12 protein-coding genes are annotated in these 16,048 nt (G+C 74.9%); 10 read left to right on the forward strand and 2 right to left on the reverse strand.

The genetic code is table 11. From position 1 onward, the window contains the following. Positions 1 to 3 precede the first annotated feature (3 nt). Complete coding sequence (locus MUK52_RS01700; protein WP_114055595.1) at positions 4 to 711, reverse strand: MerR family transcriptional regulator; 708 nt, start codon at positions 709 to 711, stop codon at positions 4 to 6. Between the two features lie 127 nt (positions 712 to 838). Between MUK52_RS01700 and MUK52_RS01705 the strand changes: the two genes are divergently transcribed. From MUK52_RS01705 to MUK52_RS01740, 8 genes are all read left to right on the forward strand, one after another. Beyond that, the gene (locus tag MUK52_RS01705; RefSeq protein ID WP_284574294.1) at positions 839 to 2,317 is read left to right on the forward strand and encodes a DUF3533 domain-containing protein; all 1,479 of its coding nucleotides are present in this window, start codon (positions 839 to 841) and stop codon (positions 2,315 to 2,317) included. Positions 2,318 to 2,705: 388 nt separating this feature from the next. After that, on the forward strand, positions 2,706 to 3,911 hold the full coding sequence (locus tag MUK52_RS01710) for an MAB_1171c family putative transporter (RefSeq protein WP_114055593.1): 1,206 nt from the start codon (positions 2,706 to 2,708) through the stop codon (positions 3,909 to 3,911). 5 nt (positions 3,912 to 3,916) lie between these two features. Continuing rightward, complete coding sequence (locus MUK52_RS01715; RefSeq protein WP_114055592.1) at positions 3,917 to 5,380, forward strand: pyridine nucleotide-disulfide oxidoreductase; 1,464 nt, start codon at positions 3,917 to 3,919, stop codon at positions 5,378 to 5,380. Positions 5,381 to 5,438: 58 nt separating this feature from the next. After that, a complete protein-coding gene (locus tag MUK52_RS01720; protein WP_162793197.1) occupies positions 5,439 to 5,669 on the forward strand; it encodes a hypothetical protein in 231 nt (76 codons plus the stop codon). Between the two features lie 7 nt (positions 5,670 to 5,676). Beyond that, positions 5,677 to 5,928, forward strand: a complete 252-nt coding sequence (locus tag MUK52_RS01725) for a hypothetical protein (RefSeq protein ID WP_114055591.1) — start codon at positions 5,677 to 5,679, stop codon at positions 5,926 to 5,928. A 24-nt stretch (positions 5,929 to 5,952) separates the two neighbouring features. After that, the gene (locus tag MUK52_RS01730; protein WP_114055590.1) at positions 5,953 to 6,297 is read left to right on the forward strand and encodes a hypothetical protein; all 345 of its coding nucleotides are present in this window, start codon (positions 5,953 to 5,955) and stop codon (positions 6,295 to 6,297) included. Then, the gene (locus tag MUK52_RS01735; RefSeq protein ID WP_284574297.1) at positions 6,284 to 9,301 is read left to right on the forward strand and encodes a vWA domain-containing protein; all 3,018 of its coding nucleotides are present in this window, start codon (positions 6,284 to 6,286) and stop codon (positions 9,299 to 9,301) included. Before MUK52_RS01730 ends, MUK52_RS01735 begins: the two co-directional genes overlap by 14 nt. Beyond that, a complete protein-coding gene (locus MUK52_RS01740; protein ID WP_284574298.1) occupies positions 9,298 to 10,785 on the forward strand; it encodes an extracellular solute-binding protein in 1,488 nt (495 codons plus the stop codon). Before MUK52_RS01735 ends, MUK52_RS01740 begins: the two co-directional genes overlap by 4 nt. Before the next feature lie 85 nt (positions 10,786 to 10,870). Here MUK52_RS01740 and MUK52_RS01745 read toward each other — a convergent pair whose 3' ends face one another. Then, positions 10,871 to 11,524 (reverse strand): DUF4360 domain-containing protein, encoded by a 654-nt coding sequence (locus MUK52_RS01745; protein WP_114055587.1) that lies wholly within the window; start codon positions 11,522 to 11,524, stop codon positions 10,871 to 10,873. A 222-nt stretch (positions 11,525 to 11,746) separates the two neighbouring features. Between MUK52_RS01745 and MUK52_RS01750 the strand changes: the two genes are divergently transcribed. After that, on the forward strand, positions 11,747 to 13,621 hold the full coding sequence (locus MUK52_RS01750; protein WP_114055586.1) for a galactose oxidase early set domain-containing protein: 1,875 nt from the start codon (positions 11,747 to 11,749) through the stop codon (positions 13,619 to 13,621). Between the two features lie 362 nt (positions 13,622 to 13,983). Then, positions 13,984 to 16,035, forward strand: coding sequence for an RICIN domain-containing protein (locus tag MUK52_RS01755; protein ID WP_246042529.1), 2,052 nt, complete (start codon positions 13,984 to 13,986; stop codon positions 16,033 to 16,035). The last annotated feature ends 13 nt before the right edge of the window (positions 16,036 to 16,048 follow it).

Consider the following 16,048-nt stretch of genomic DNA (forward strand, 5'->3'; position numbering starts at 1 on the left):
CGGTCAGGGCGCCCCGGTGCCGCCGGGGGCGGGCTGCGGAGCTGCGTCGGCCCCGGGGGCGCCGGCGTCGCCGGCGATGCGGCGGCGGACCAGGTCCTCCTGGGCGAGCCGGCGCAGCAGCTCCAGGACGGGCGCGGAGAGGGCGAAGACGATGACGGCCTGCTCGGCCAGGGCCGCGGGGTCGTCGATGGCGGCGGCGCGCTCCAGGTCGAGGCGGGCGATGGAGCGGGCGAGGCCGGCGTAGGCGACGAGGCGGTCCGGCCGGTAGTGCGGGTCGAGGCGCCTCAGCTCCTTGAGGGCGGTGGCCAGTCCCCGGACGTGCGGGGAGGCGGACGGGACCTGCCAGTCCATGGCGGCGACGAGCTCCGCGACGTCCGCCTCGGCGGCCGCCGCGGCGCGGGCGTCGTCCTCGGAGTCGGTGGCGGGCGATTCCGCGACGGGGACGGGGAGCGCGTAGCTGATCGCGCCGAGGGTGCCGTCGGTGGTGTCGGCCCGGTCGAGGGCGGCGAGCACGTCGCGGGTGGCGGCGATGGACAGTCCGCCGAGCGCGGTCAGCGCCTTGATCAGCCGCAGCCGCTGGACGTGTTCGTCGCCGTACTCGGCGAGGGTGGCGGCGGTCGCACGGCCTGCGGGGAGCAGGCCCTCGCGGCGGAAGTACTTGATGCTGGCGACCGGCACGCCGGTTCTGCGGCTGAGCTCCGAGATCTTCATGCTTCCTCGCTCTGGTGCGGCCGGACTCCGCCGGGCCGATTGGACACCCCTCCAAGATAGTGCAACTATCTAGTGCTGGATACCTCAGATATCCAGCTTTCTGCCGGCACGCCCCCCGGGAGCCTCCATGACCTCCTCACCGCCCTCCGTGCTCCGCAGCCCGCGGCTGTGGATCGGCTCGGGACTCATCCTCGCCGTCGTCTCCACCCTGTTCGCCCTGCTCTACGTCGGCGGCAACGTCGACCCCAAGGGCAACCTGCGCGACCTCCCGGTCGCCCTGGTCAACGAAGACCGCGGAGCGGACGCGGGCGGCGGCAAGCGGACCAACCTCGGGGAGCAGGTCGTCTCCGGGATCCGCACGTCGGCGGGGAAGGACGGCAGCATCGACTGGCAGGTCCTGACCCGGCAGGAGGCCGACAGGCGGCTCGGCCAGGGCAAGCTGTACGGCGCGCTCGTCGTGCCGCCGGACTTCACCGCGGCCGTCTCCGGCCTCGCCGCCCCCGGGCAGCCGGCCGCGGCGCCGGGCGGGCAGGGGCAGACCGCCCAGAGCAAGGGCCAGGCACAGGGCCAGGCACAGGCCCAGGGCCAGACGCAGGCCCAGCCGCAGGGCCAGGGCCAGGCGCAGCCGCAGCCGGCCCGCCCGAAGCTGACGGTGCTGACGAACCAGGCAGCCGGCAGCTTCGGCTCCTCCATGGCCTCGCAGGCCACCCAGAAGGCCGCCCACACGGCGTCCGCCCAGCTCGGCAAGGACCTCCTCGCCAAGGCCGACGGCGGCCGGACGGCCGACCGGGCCCAGCTGCCGCCGGCCGCCAGGCTGATGCTGGCCGACCCGGTGGCCGTGGAGGTCGCCGACGGGCACCCCCTCGGCGAACGCAGCGCGATGGGCCTGAGCGCCTTCTACTACGCGCTCGTCCTGCTCGTGTGCGGCATGCTCGGCGCCAACGTCATCCACTCCCAGGTCGACAACGCCCTCGGCTACCTCCACACCGACTTCGGCCCCTTCCGCCGCCGGACCCCCGTCCGCCACACCAGCCGCGTCCGCACCCTCGGCATCTCCACCGCGCTCATGCTCGGCCTGTCCGTGGTCATGGGCTCGCTCGTGGAGGCGACGACGGTCGGCCTGCTCGACATGGACGCCTCCCACCTCGGCCTGCTGTGGCTGTACTCGGTCGGCACCATCGCCGTGGTCGGCGTCAGCGGACTGGCCCTCCTCGCCGCGTTCGGCACGCCCGGCATGCTGGTCTCGACGATCGTCTTCATCGCGATGGCCGTCCCCTCCTCCGGTGCGACCGTGCCGCTGGAGGCGCTGCCCGGCTTCTTCCGCACGCTGTCGGAGTTCGAGCCGCTGCGGCAGCTGACCGGCGGCCTGCGCTCCCTGCTGTACTTCGACGCCCAGGCCGACGCCGGCCTGGCCCGCGCCTGGGCCTCCATGGGCCTCGCCCTGGCCGGCGCCCTGGCCTTCGGCTTCGGCGCGACCCGCCTGTACGACCGGCGCGGCCTGCACCGCATCCCGCAGCCCGCGCAGGACGGCGCGGACGGCGACCGCGTCCCGGCCGCAGCCCCCGCGGGCCAGGACGCTGCCGACCCGGCGCCCGCCGGAGTCTGACCGGCCATCCGCCGCCGAACGGGGTCCGCCACGGGCCCCGTTCGGCACATCGGCTGGTTTCGGCCACCCCAACCACGCAACAAAGGACGGCATTTCCCCCGGAACCACCGGCAGCCGCCGGAAGTCAGGCGTTCCCGCCCGGCCCGGCCCGGCGGCTCCCGGTCCACCTGCCGACACTCGATTGCGTGAGCGATCCGATCCGTGATCTATTGGTATTGCAGGTCGCAGGAGCGTGCCGGCAGCCCGAACGCCCCCTGCACCCATCGCCTGGAGGGTCGTTGAGAGACGGGTACGGAAGGCTCGCCGAGACCATGGACACCGCCGCAGCCACCTGTCCGGAACCGGACCCTGCGCCCGCCCCGGCCTCCCCCGGACACCGTGGCGTCCGATGATGCGAGGCAGCGACTACTTCATACCGGCGACCGCCATGGCCCTGGCCCTCGCGGTGAAACTGCCCGCCCTGCTGCGCGGCTGGCGCTCCCCGATGGTCCGCTCCGTCTGCGCGCTGATCGCGACGGGCGCGAGCAGCTGGTTCTTCGCCGCGCCGCCCGTCGTCGAACGCGTCAACCGCTGGACCGGCGTGCCGAACGCCGGCGCGCCGCTCGTCTACTCGCTCGTCGTCTCGTTCTCCTGTGCCTCCCTGGTGCTGATCCTGCACTGGCGCGGCGGCCCGGCGCGGGCGCAGCGCCGGCAGGCGCTCGGCTGGATCGGCGGCACCGCCGCCGTCATCACCGTCCTCGCCGTCCTGTTCGCCCTCGGTGACGCACCGGTGGAGCGCCGGCAGGACTTCGACACCCACTATGCGCGCACGCCGTTCATCCGCGAGCTGATCGCCGTGTACCTGGCGGCCCACACCGGGGCCGCGCTGGTCGTCACCCGCACCTGCCTGCGCTGGGCGCGCGAACTCGACCGCGGCTGGGTCAGGAACGGCCTGCTGACCCTCGTCACCGCGTTCAGCTTCAACCTCGCCTTCGGCGTCCTGAAGGGGACCGCACTCGCCGCCCGCTGGCTCGGCGCCGACCTGGACGTCCTCAGCACGACCGCCGCCCCGCCCGCCGCCGGCATCGGCGCCGGCCTGGGCGCCTGCGGGTTCCTCATGCCGCTCGCCGGGCCCCGCCTGGAGGAGTCCTGGCGTGCCTGGCGCGCGCACCGCCGCATGTACCCGCTGTGGCGGGCCCTGCAGGACCATCCGGACGCCCGGTTCACGACGATGCGGCTGCCCCTGTGGTCCCCGATCGCGATGCGGGCGACGCAGCGGGCCACCCAGGTCGCGGACGGCATCCACGACCTCGCCCCGTACATGGACGAGGCGAGCCGCCCCCTGCTGGAGCGGCAGGCCGAGGCGGCCGGCCACTCCGCGGCGCAGGCCCGCACCGCCGCGGAGGCCGCCCTGGTGCGCGCCGCGCTCCGGGCCCGGGCCGCCGGCCGCACGGAGGAGGGTGCGCCCGCCCCGGCCGGCCCGGCCCCCCGGAGCCCGTACCCCGTCGCCGCCGGGTACGAGGAACTGGGCCTGCTCGGCGTGCACTTCGCCCGGCTCGGCACCGCGCCGCGCCCCCGGCGGCCGCTGCGGGCCCGCGTCCCCGAGAGCGGCTGAGCAGGATGCCCGCCTCCCCAAGCTCCGGCCGCCCGCGCCGGCCGGGCACCCCCGGACCGCAGACCGCGCTCGTGCTCGGCGGCGGGCTCGCCGGCATGCTCGCCGCGGCCGCGCTGGCCCCGTACGCGGACGAGGTCCTCGTCGTCGAACGCGACGGCCCACCGGCCCCGGGGACCGCGGGCGCGCCGCGCCGGGGCCTGCCGCAGGCACGGCACGCGCACATGCTGTGGTCGGGCGGCGCCGAGGCCATCGAGGAGCTGCTGCCGGGGACGTGCGCGCGGTGGCTCGCGGCCGGCGCGAACCGCGTGCCGGTCCCGGCGGCGATGGTCGCCCTGTCCCCCGCGGGCTGGTACCGGCTGTGGCCCGCGTCGCACTTCCTGATCGCCGCGAGCCGCCCCCTCATCGACGCGGCCGTGCGCTCCCGGCTCCTGGACCTCCCCCGGGTGCGCCTGCTGCACGGGGCGGAGGCGGTGTCGCTGCTCGGCAGCGCCGCCCGGGTGCGCGGGGCCCGGGTACGGCACGCCGACGGGACGCACACCGACATCGCCGCGGCGTTGACGGTAGACGCCACCGGCCGGGGCTCCCGTACGCCGCGCTGGCTGGCCGGGCTGGGGCTGCCGTCGCCCGCGCCCGAGGTCGTCGACCCCGGCGTCGCCTACGCCACCCGCCGGTACCGGGCGCCCCTGCCGACGCGGGGGTGGCCCGTCGTCACCATCCAGCCGGAGTCCGGGGCGGGCGGGCCGGCCCGGTACGCGGCGATCCTGCCCGTCGAGAACGACGAATGGCTCGTCAGCCTCTCCGGCAGCCGAGGCGCCAACCCGACCGGGGCGAACGAGGACTTCGAGCCGTTCGCCCGGCGGCTGCGCAGCCCGCTCGCCGCGGACCTCCTCGCGCGCGCCGAGCCCCTCTCCGACGTCATCGTCACGCGGGCCACCGCCAACCGGCGCCACCGCTACGAACACCGGCGGATGCCCGAGGGGTTCCTGGTGCTGGGCGACGCCGCCTGCGCCCTCAACCCCGTCTACGGGCACGGCATGTCGGTGGCCGCCCTCGGGGCGCTCGCCCTGCGGGACGCCGCGGCCCGGGCCGAAGGCGCCGGCGGGCCCGGGTTCACCCGGCGGGCGCAGCGCGCGCTCGCCGCGCCGGGCACCGCCGCCTGGCTGCTGGCAACCGGCGCTGACATCGGCCTGCCCGGCTGCCGGGGCAGGTCGGCCGGCGCGGTCGACCGGATCGCCAACCGGTACGTGGGCCGCCTCGTGCACACCGCGACCGGGGACCACACCGTCACCCGCGCCCTGACCCAGGTCATGACGCTTCGGTCCGGGGTCGGCACGCTGTTCGGCCCGCGCGTGCTGTGGGCGGCCGCCCGGGGGCCGGGCCGGCCCGCACTGGACGGCCCGCCGCTGCCCGCGGCCATGGCGGACCTCCTGGCCCGCGACCCCCTCCCCGGCGGCCCGGGCCCGCGCTGACGGGCCCGCGGGGCCGCCGCTCCGCGGTACGTGGGCGCGGGAGACGAGGGGGAACGCCATGGCGCACGACGGCGGTTACGAGGTCTTCGCGGTCCGGTACGACCGGGGCAGCACGGACAGCGTCCACAACACGCTGCTGGACCGGCCCGCCGTACAGGCCGCGTGCCCGCCGCTCGCCGGCCGCACGGTGCCGGAGGCCGGCTGCGCGGGCGGACGGCTGACCGCCACCAGCCGCTCGACGACTTCGCCATGTCCCCCAGCGGCGACTGTTTCCGCATGGAGGACCTGACGGACAAGTGGACGGGCTTCCGCCGCCCGCGCCCGTCGTCCGGTTCTTCCGCCGCCCACTCGGCGCGATGCCCGCCGACGTGCACCGCGCCGGACTGGGCCTGCGCGAGCTGTACGAGCCGCGGGCCGACCCGGCCCGGCGGGAGGAGTTCGGCGACAGGTACGGCAAGCTGTCGCGGACACCGTCGTTCCTCGTCCTGGTCCTCGGTCACCCGATCGTGCACAACCCTCCCCTGGCGCCAACCCGCGTGACATCATGAGGAGTTGTGGCTGAGGGGGGAGCTTTGGCGAACAACACCATCCGGGTACGCATGGTCCGGGGCGCGAACGACGCGGACGTCGCGGCCCTGAAGGCGTGGCTGGAGCGGGAGCACCGGCTCGAAGTGCTGAGGAACGGCGGGCGGTTGGAGATCCGCGAGCAGCCGTCGGTGCAGGATCCGGACAGCAGCCCCATGGGTGCCGCGATGGACATCGTGCTCGTGCTCGTCGGCGCGGCCGCGACGAAGCTGTTCGACGAGGTCTACGAGCAGGTGAAGAGCGGGGTCCGCGCATGGCGGGAGAACCGCCGCGCCGTCGAGCGCGGCGAGCCCCCGGAGGTCGAGGTCGCCCCGGAGAATGACGGGAGATAGCCCGGTGGCGCGCTTCGACCCGCGCGGGAAGGTGAATCGCGCGCTGCTCGTCGGCGTGCCCGAGTACGCCTTCAAGCAGCCGAAGCACCCGGCAGGGGTGTCCGGGGACCTCCCGGCGGTCGCGCACAACCTCACCGAACTGGAGCGGGTGCTCCGCGCGGGAGGGGTGTTCGGCCCGGACGGGGTCACCGTCTCCCGGCCCCGCAACGTCGACGAGTTCGACCGCGAGCTGTACACGGCTGCCGCCGAAGCCGAAGGGCTGCTGCTGCTCTACTTCTCGGGGCACGGGGCCGTCCCCAGCACGGGCGACGGGCTGTGGCTCCAGATGCGCCGGGCGACCGTCGTCCCCGGCGCCGAGAGCGTCTTCCTCGGCGCCGCGCCGTGGAAGGGGGTCCTGGCCGTGCTGTCCGCGGCGCGGGCGGAACACGTGGTGGTCGTCCTCGACTGCTGCTACGCGGGCAACGCGGCGGCGGCGTGGGACGCGCTCGGCACGCCGCAGCGGCGGCGCACCTCGCTGCTGATGAGCGTCCAGGCCAACAACCGCATCGACGCCGGCGACGACGACACGCCCACGCCGTTCACCGCCCGGCTGGTGGAGCTGCTGGAGCGCGGACTGCGGGGGCGGGGCGGAGAGGTCACCTTCGCCGGGCTCGCCGACCGGCTCCGGGCCCACATGTCGGCCCACCACACCACCCTGCGGGAACCGCCCGAGCCGTGGGAGCCGCAGAGCCGCCCGGCGACCTCGGGCGCCGACGTCCTCCTGGCCGTCGCCGCACGGCGTCCGCCGCGCTTACCCGTGCCCCCGCCCACGGGCACCGAGACGCACGGCGCCGGCAAACCGTCGGGCCCCGGAGCCGGCCCGGACAGCGACACCCCGCCCACGGGCGGCCCGACCGGACCGGACACGCCCGACTCCGCGCCCGCCTCCGGCGGCACGGCCGGTCCCGACGGCACCGGCGGAGCGCAGGTCGCCGGCGGCTCGGCCGGCACCGACGGCGCCGCAAGCCGCACCGGGCCCGGCGGGCCGAACTCCCCCGGTGCAGTCGGCGGAGGGAACACTGCCGGCACACTCGGCGCAGGCAGCGGTGCCGGCACGCCCGGCGGCGGACGCCACCACGGCACTGCAGACGAAGGGGCCGGCTCCGGCATGCCCGGCGAGGACAGCAGCACCGGCAGCGGAAGCGGCTCCGGGGCGACCGGCGGCGGAAGGGGTTCCGGCGGGCGGGCCGCGGGGTGGGCGTTCGATCCGCGGCGGCTCGCGACGCTCGTCGGGATCCCCGCCGCCGCGCTCTCCCTCGTCTTCGCCGGCCTCGCATACTTCGGCGGCGCCGACCGGCCGCCGTGCCGCCCCCCGCTGGAGCTGCGGCTGCTCACCGACCCCGACCTGGAGCCCACCGTCCGCAAGGCGGCCGAGGCCTATCTCGCCTCCGCCGGCAACAGGACCGCGGAAGGCTGCCGCCGCTCCGGCATCACCGTCTACAGTGCCGGATCCGCCGCCGTCATCACCGCGTTCGGCCGCCAGTCCGGCCCCTGGCTGCGGCCCGCCGGCGAGGAGAACAACCCTCAGCGCGACATCGGCCCCCAGCCCGACATCTGGATCCCCGCCTCGCCCGCCGACGTCGAGCGGGCCCGGCCCCCCGCGGACGAGTCCGCGTACGCCGAGCTGACGGCCGACCCGGCGCCCTTCGCGTACTCGCCCGTCGTCCTCGCCGTCCCGCAGAACCTCTCCGGCGAGGCCCTGCGCGACCGTACGGGCCGCCTCGCCGCACTCACGGCGGCCCTGCGGCAGCGGGACCCCGGGGCCGAGGTGCGCCGCACGGACCCCGAGCACACCGACGCGGGCCTCCTCGCCACGGTCGCCCTCCACGGCCCCGATCAGGACGACCCGGCCGCGGCCGAGCGGGCGGTGGCGCAGGCCGGGCCGCCCGCCCGGACCGGCGTGGACCTGCTGTGCACGCTGCCCGACGACGACGCGGTGGACGAACGGACCGCCGCCCTCGTCCCGGAGTTCCTGCTCAGGACCGGCGTGGGCTGCGACAGCACGACGCGGGCCCGGCGGATGGCCGCCTACCCCGCGGACGTGCCGGGGCTCGCCCCCACGTTCGTCCGGGTCCGCTGGGTGGGCGCAAGCCGGAAAGCCGACCAGCGCGACGACGCGGTGCGGCGGTTCCACGACTGGCTCACCGGCAACGGGCAGGGCGCCGGGAAAGGCGGGCTCGCCGTGTTCGGGCAGGACGGGTTCCGCAGCTCCGCCGCCAACCACCCCCCGCTCGGCGCGGACGGAGCCGGGAAGGGCGGCGACACGGACGACAAGGCCGCGTTCAGCGCGTTCGGCGCCCTGGAGGATCCGGGCACACTCGCCGGCCCCGCGTCCCCGGCCGCCATGGCCGCCGCGCTCAAGGGCTACCGGGAGGCCAACGGGCCCGGCCGGGTGCTGTTCCTGCTGGACTCCTCCGGCTCCATGGGCGAACTGTGGACCGGGGCGGGCGGCGCGCCCGGCATCATCTCCCAGTCCCTGGCGGGGCTCGGCGGGAACGACGACTACGGCGTGTGGGGGGTCGCCAGCGACCCCCGCACCGGCCGCCACCACACCGAGGTGCTCCCCTTCGGCAGGCACGCGCAGCGCGCGGACTCCCAGCGCGCCGTGGCCGCCGCTCCCGTCCTGGACCTGGAGGCGGACCCGTACCGGGCGCTGACGGCCGCCGTGGACGAGATGGCCCGGCGCGGCACCGACGACCACCGCCCGCAGCTGGTGGTGTTCCTCACCGACGGCGAGGACAACGGCCGCCTCGCCGAGTCCGGGCGCCTGGACGGCCTGCTCCAGTCGGCCCGGACGAAGGGCGTCCCCGTGGTCATGGCCCTCCTGGACGGCGTCTGCGACCCGGAGAAGCCGGCCGCGGCCCTCGCCGAGGCGAGCGGCGGACGCTGCCTGGACACCAGGGGGGACCTCGTCACCCGGCTGCGGGAAGAGGTCGCCAGGACCGGAACGGGGGACGAGGCATGAGGAACGGCCCGGGGACAGCCGCCCGCCCGGCGGGCGCACGCCGCACGCGCACGCCGCGCGGCGGGCGGCGCCGGCCCGGCGGCGTGCTCGCCGCACTGCTGGCACTGCTCCTGGCCCCCGCGTGCGACGCCGCCCCGGACAGCGGGTCCGGCGGCGCCGCCGCGGGCAGCGGGTCCGGAGCGTCCCACGCCGCGGACACGGGAGGCGACATCGTCCTCGCCAGCGGGGTCGACGTCACCGGCAGGGGCGGCATCCGCCGGCAGCTCGTGGAGGACTGGAACAAGAAGCAGGCGGCCGCCGGCACCCGCTGGCGGGCCCGCATCGTCGACCTGCCCGGCTCCGCCGACCAGCAGCGCAGCCAGCTTCTCGGCGCGCTCCAGTCCGGCAGCGCCGAGTACGACGTCGTCAACCTGGACGTGACATGGGTGCCCGAGTTCGCGGCCGCCGACCTCGTCCGGGAGCTGCCCGGCGACCTGGTCGACGACCAGGACGTCATCCCGTCCGTGGCCGCGACCGCAAAATGGGGCGACCAGGTGTACGCCGTCCCCTTCAACAGCGACGTCGGGCTGCTGTACTACCGCCGCGACTACCTCAAGAGCGCCGGCGTGACGGACCCCGAACTCGGCAAGGACACCCACTGGTCCGTGGTGCAGCAGCTCACCGAGGCCCTCGGCGCGGCGGACCGCAAGCCCGCGCAGGCGTACGAGAAGGGGTGGACGGCGCAGCTCGACGCCTCGTACGAGGGCCTCACCGTCAACGGGATCGAGGCGTTCGCCTCCGCGGTGGACGGCCTGCGCCTCACGGACGGCGCCGGCCGCTACAGCGGCACGCCCAAGATGCTGGAGGCGGGGGTGGACGAGCTGCGCAACAGGACCCAGGCCGCGTACACCCTCCCTGACTCCGCCCGGTCCGACGAGGCGGACTCCCTCAACGACTTCGCGCGCGGCCGCACCGCGTTCCTGCGCCACTGGCCCTACGCCTACGGCGCGCTCCACCAGTCGCTGACGCCGGAGCAGCTCGGTGTCGCCCCACTGCCCGGGCGGGCTGTGCTGGGCGGGCAGAACCTGGCAGTGACGACCGCTTCGAAGCGGGCCAACGCCGCGGTGGAACTCGTCCGCTATCTCACCGACGCGGGCAGCGAACGCTGCCTGCTGAACGCCGGATTCGCCGCGACCCGGCGCTCCGCCTACGACCACGACGGCCTCGAGTGCAAGCTTCTCAAGGGCTCCGGGGCGCCGCCCGCGCCGGCTTCGAAGGAAAGCACCGACCGGATGCCGCGCGACGGGCAGGGCCGGCCCGAGTACGCGCACGGCACACTGCTGCCTGCGCTCCAGAAGGCCGTGCAGCGGCCCCGCACCCCTCTCTACGGTGCGTTCACACAGACGTTCGCGGCGGAACTGGGCCGTCTGCAGTCCGCGAAGCCGCCGTCGAAGTCCGAGCTGGCCGCCGACCTCCACGCGAAACTCCGCCAGGCCCTCCCGTAGGCGTCCCCCGGCGGGGCCGGTCGGCGGGCGGGGGGAAGGGCGGCAGGCCGGGCGGCCTGCCGCCCGGGTCGGGCGGTGGCCCGGCTCAGCGGGCCGGGCACTCCTTCCAGGAGAAGTGGTAGACGGTGTTGAGGCTGCCGTCGGTGGAGTCCACGGTCATGTAGCTGACCTGGGTCTTGTCCGAGGTGCCGACCTCGGCGCGCAGTTCGGTGTTGATGTTGAAGTTGCGCTTCTCGCCGCAGGGGGCGAAGACGAGCGCCTCGATGCCGGTGGTGTCGGTGACCTGCCAGTTGTCGTCGAGGGCGCCGTGGAACTGGTGGCTGCGGGACATGGTCTGGCTCATGCCCTGGAAGTAGTAGCTGGCCTTCTGGGTGCCGATGGCGCCTTCCGCGAGGCTGCCGAAGCCGCGGTAGTCGACCTTCGACACCGCATAGGTGAAGCCCTGCGGGACGTTGACGACGAGGGAGAGGAGGCAGTTCTTGCGGCCCTCGGTGACGGGGACGTCGGCCCCGGCCTGGGCCAGGTAGTCGCTGTAGGTGACGGTGAAGGCGGAGTTGTCGGGGGCGACGGCGACGGTGGCGGTGCCGGGGCGGCAGCCCGAGCCGTTGACGGTGGCGACGTCGACCGTCACCTTGCCGGTGGGCGGCGCCGTGGCGGTCGCCCCCGCCGAGGGCGAGAAGGCGACCAGGCTTCCGGTCACGGCGGCGATGGTCAGTGCGGTGCGAAGTGGCTTGATCACGTCGCCATGGATAGCCGCCGGGCGGGGGCGGCCGTCACCACCGGGTACGGCACCCCACCCTTCCGGGTGACCCGGTTCACCGGTGGAACGTTTCTTCAGGGCGGCTGCCACCGCTGAACGGCCCCACTCGGCACCCCGTTCGGCCCGCAACGACGCGCCCCGGCCGAGCCGGGCGGGCAGTTCCTCCTATTCTGGGCGCTTTCGCTCCCGGGAGGAGGGCCCATGCCGGGTCGCGGTCGCTCCGCACGCCTGACCACCGCGCTCCGGGTCGCCGCGGCCCTGGCGGCCGCCCTCGCGCAGGCGCCCCTCGCCACGGCGGCCTCCGCCCTGCCGGCGGCCGCCGCGCACGCGGACGGCGCCGCCGGGCCCCGGGCGGATGCGGACCCGGCGGAGGCCGCCGTACTCGGCGAGGAGCACGCCCGGGCGCATGCCGGGCGCCGCTCGGCGGCAGCCGGCGCCAAGGGCTACCCCCAGGCGAAGCGGACCGCGAGCCTCGCCTCCCTCACGGCCTCGCAGCGCGGGACGAACGCCGCGTTCGCCGCGGCCCGCTTCGGCCGCTTCGCCGAGTTCTTCCCCTCCCCCGACTTCGGCGTGCACGCCGCCCTGCTGCCCACCGGGAAGGTGCTGCTGTTCTCCTTCGAGCGGGTGGAGGCCGATCCGACGAAGGAGACGGGCCCCACCGACCGGATCGGCAGGACGAATGCCGGCCGCGCCTACCTGTGGGACCCGGCGCGCGGGACGGGGGCGGGGGCGTTCCGGAAGGTGGAACCGCCGACCGTCCTGATGCCGGACGGCACCTTCGCCCCGCGCCCCGCGCCGTTCTTCTGCGCGGGCCACGCGTTCCTGCCGAACGGGATGGTCGGCGTCTTCGGCGGCAACGCCGGAGGGAAGGGCGGCAGCGGCGCCCGCCTGTCGTTCGTTTTCGACCCGTGGACCGAGACCTGGTTCCGCAACGCGGACATGGCGGTCGGCCGCTGGTACCCGTCGGTGGTGACCGTGCCGGACGGCCGGCAGATCATCGTGTCCGGCCAGTCCGAGCGGGGTACGGGCACCCCGACGCCGGTGGTGGAGCGCTTCCCCGCGCTGCGCCACCCGGTGCCCTGGATGCCGTACGAGATCCCCGTCGGCCTGGCTGCGGAGCGGCTGCGGGTGGACGCGCCGTTCCGCAACGACTACCCGCACCTGTTCTCGCTGCGCGACGGAATGGTCTACGGCCTCGGCCGGGACGCCGACCAGCAGTGGCTGTTCGACCCCGTGCGGGAGACCCGGGCCGACCTGCCGCGGCGGCCGGCCGACTTCCGCGGGTACGGCTCCGCCGTGCCGCTGCCGGCGGGGCTGCGCGGCCCCGACTCCGTCCTCGTCCTCGGCGGCGACCCGCGGGACCCGAACACCTACCGGCTCACCGGCCGCCGGTGGACCACAGAGGAGCCCCGCGCCTTCGGCCGCACCCAGGACGACACCCTGATCCTGCCCGACGGCACGCTCCTCACCGTCAACGGCGCCCTGAGCACCCGGGACTACGGCCACGGCCCGTTCAACCCGCAGGCGGACCTGAAGTACCGGCAGGTCGAGCTGCGGGACACCCGCGGCAGGTGGCGGCTCGGCCCGGCGCAGCGGCTGCCGCGCGGCTACCACTCCAACGCCCTGGTCCTGCCCGACGGGCGGGTGCTGGTCACCGGCGACGAGCTCCAGCAGATCGCCAACGACCCCGACATCACGGACGGCATGGACGGCAGCATCGAGCTGTACGAGCCCGCCTACCTCCACCAGGGCGGCGGCCGGCCCGCCCTCGACGGCGTGCCGGGGCGCGAACTGGGCTACGGGGAGAGGTTCGAGGCGGCGACGTCCACGGCGGCGGCCGTCCGGCGGGCCGTACTGCTCGCGCCGACCACGGTCACGCACGCGGTGAACACGAGCCAGCGCCACCTGGAGCCGGCGATCACGGCGGTGCGCTCCGGAGCGGTGGAGCTGCGGACGCCGCCGAGCGCGGCGGACGCCCCGCCCGGCTACTACATGCTCTTCCTCCTCGACGCGAAGGGCGTTCCGAGCACCGCGAAATGGGTCAAGCTCGGGCATCGCCCAGGGGCCCGGCGATGAGCGCCGCGCGGCGCGATGTGGCGGCGGTGTGCGGATCCTGAGGCGGAGCGAAGGATTCCTCACCGCTCGTGACAAGGGGAATTCAGTTCGTAGTAATTAGATGAATCCCTGACTGAATTGCCGTCAACAAGCCTCTGGTGCATATTTCGATTTGATAACGACGCGGCGCCAAAGGACTGGACCATTGGACCCCTACGCGCGTAACTTCCGCTGCGCGCAAGCAAGTTGACTGTTCATCAAATCAAACCCGAAGGTAACAGTCAGATATCTCGGGCCGCATTCCCGTTTGTCCGAATTCTCCACCGCGCCCGTCTGGCAGGCTTCCGCGCACCCACTCCTCCGACCAAGGATTTGAGGTGCGCATGACGAGGCATCGTCGAAGCAAGCCCGAACACCGGCGCAAGCCGCGCCGGTTGATACTCTTCACCGCCGCCCTGGCATCGGCGGCGGTGATGGCGGGGGGCATCGCGTACTCCGGCCTCGGCGACGACGCCCAGGCCGAAACCACCGTCCAGGCCGACGGCATCGCGGAAGCGATCACTCCGGCCGCGGCGCCCGCCCGCGACGCGGAGCCCGAGGCCCTCCCGAGCGAGCCGGCCAACGAACCGGCGCGCGGCATGGTCTACGACGGCCTGAAGGCGGCGCCCAAGGGCGACAAGTGCGTGGGCGTGTACCGCACGGACACCGGCCTGTGCAGCCACGGCCCCGACGCCCCGCCGAAGGACGTGGACATCAAGAAGGAGGTCCCGCCCGCGGTCAAGACCGAGGCCGTGGCGTCCGACCCGGCCAAGCCCGAGGCCGCGGCCCAGGGCAGCGGGCGTCCTCAGGACGCGCCCGCCGCCGACGCAAAGGCCGCCAAGGCGGCGCCCAAGGACGCTCCCGCCCCCGCTGCCGCGGGCGGCGGCCAGACCGTCGCCGCCGGCCCCGCCGGCCAGACGGTCCAGTGCGACGGCGACGGCAGCTCCGGCAACCGCGTCCAGGTCGTGTACGTGCACGGCCCCGACCGCGACCGGTACTCCCAGTACTTCGCCTCCTTCCGCAAGTGGGCGGCCGACGCCGACCTCATCTACTCGATGAGCGCACAGGAGACGGGCGGTGTCCGCCACATCCGCTACGTGACGGCGGCCGACTGCACGCCCACCGTGCTCAACATCGAGCTCCCGGCCTCCGCCCTGGCCGACTTCAGCGCCACCAACCGCGCGCTGGCCGCCAAGGGCCTGGACCGCCGCGACCGCAAGTACATGATCTTCGCCGACAGCCAGGTCTACTGCGGCATCGGCACCTTCGCGGGAGACGAGCGCCCCGGCCAGAACAACCTGAGCAACTTCGGCCCCTCCTACGGCCGTACGGACACCGGCTGCTGGGGCGGCCACACGGCGGCCCACGAGCTGGGCCACAACCTCGGCGCGGTCAACAACAGCGCGCCGAACACCAGCCGCGGCGCCCACTGCACCGACGAGTGGGACGTGATGTGCTACTCGGACACGCCGTACTACCCGAAGATGCGCAACGTCTGCACCAACAAGGCGTCCGAGAACATCCTGGACTGCAACCACGACGACTACTTCCACACCAACCCGAAGCCGGGCAGCTACCTGGCGACGCACTGGAACATCGCCGACAACCAGTTCCTGATGAAGGGCAAGGGCAACGGCGGCGGGACCACCGACCCCAACCCGAACCCCAAGCCGACGCCCACGCCGACTCCGACGAAGAAGCCGGGCGGCGGCCCGACCGTGACGGTCGGCCAGATCCAGTCGAACTCGGCCGTGGTCAGCTGGCCGAAGGTGGACGGCGCCTCCTGGTACCAGGTGCTGCTGGGCGGCAAGCACCTGACGTGGGTGCAGTCGCAGGCCGTGCGCATCTACAACCTGCAGCCGGGCACCGAGTACAAGGTCGCCGTCTCGGTCCGCGACAGCGCCGGCCGCGACAGCGGCGCCGGCAAGACCACCGTCTTCAAGACGACCGGCGCCGGCGGCGGCGGGACCGCCCCCAACACCCGCTACACCCTCGGCAACGGCAGCACCGGCATGAACGCCGAGCTGTGGGGCGGCCGCAGCGCCGACGGCACCGTCCTCGTCGGCGGCCGCGCCAACGGCTACGCCCAGCAGCAGTGGCTGTTCGAGGACGCGGGCGGCGGGATGTTCCGCATCAAGTCCTCCGTCTCCGGCAAGTGCCTCCAGACGGGCGGAGCCCCCGCGCAGGGCATGTGGATCGCGCAGCAGCCGTGCGGCAACGGCGCCACGCAGAAGTGGAAGCTGAACGCCCAGAGCGGCTCGACCACCATCACCGACCCGAGCGGCGCCTACGCCCTGACGGTCAGCAACCGTGCCTACTACGGCGCGTGGCTGCTCGACCTCCAGCGGGCCGACGGCCGCGCCACCCAGGTCTGGACGGTCCAGAAGGTCCGCTGATCCTCCCCCGGCC

Origin of the sequence: Streptomyces sp. 2P-4 (assembly GCF_030167965.1) — a bacterium.
GTDB classification, from domain to species: domain Bacteria; phylum Actinomycetota; class Actinomycetes; order Streptomycetales; family Streptomycetaceae; genus Streptomyces; species Streptomyces globosus_A.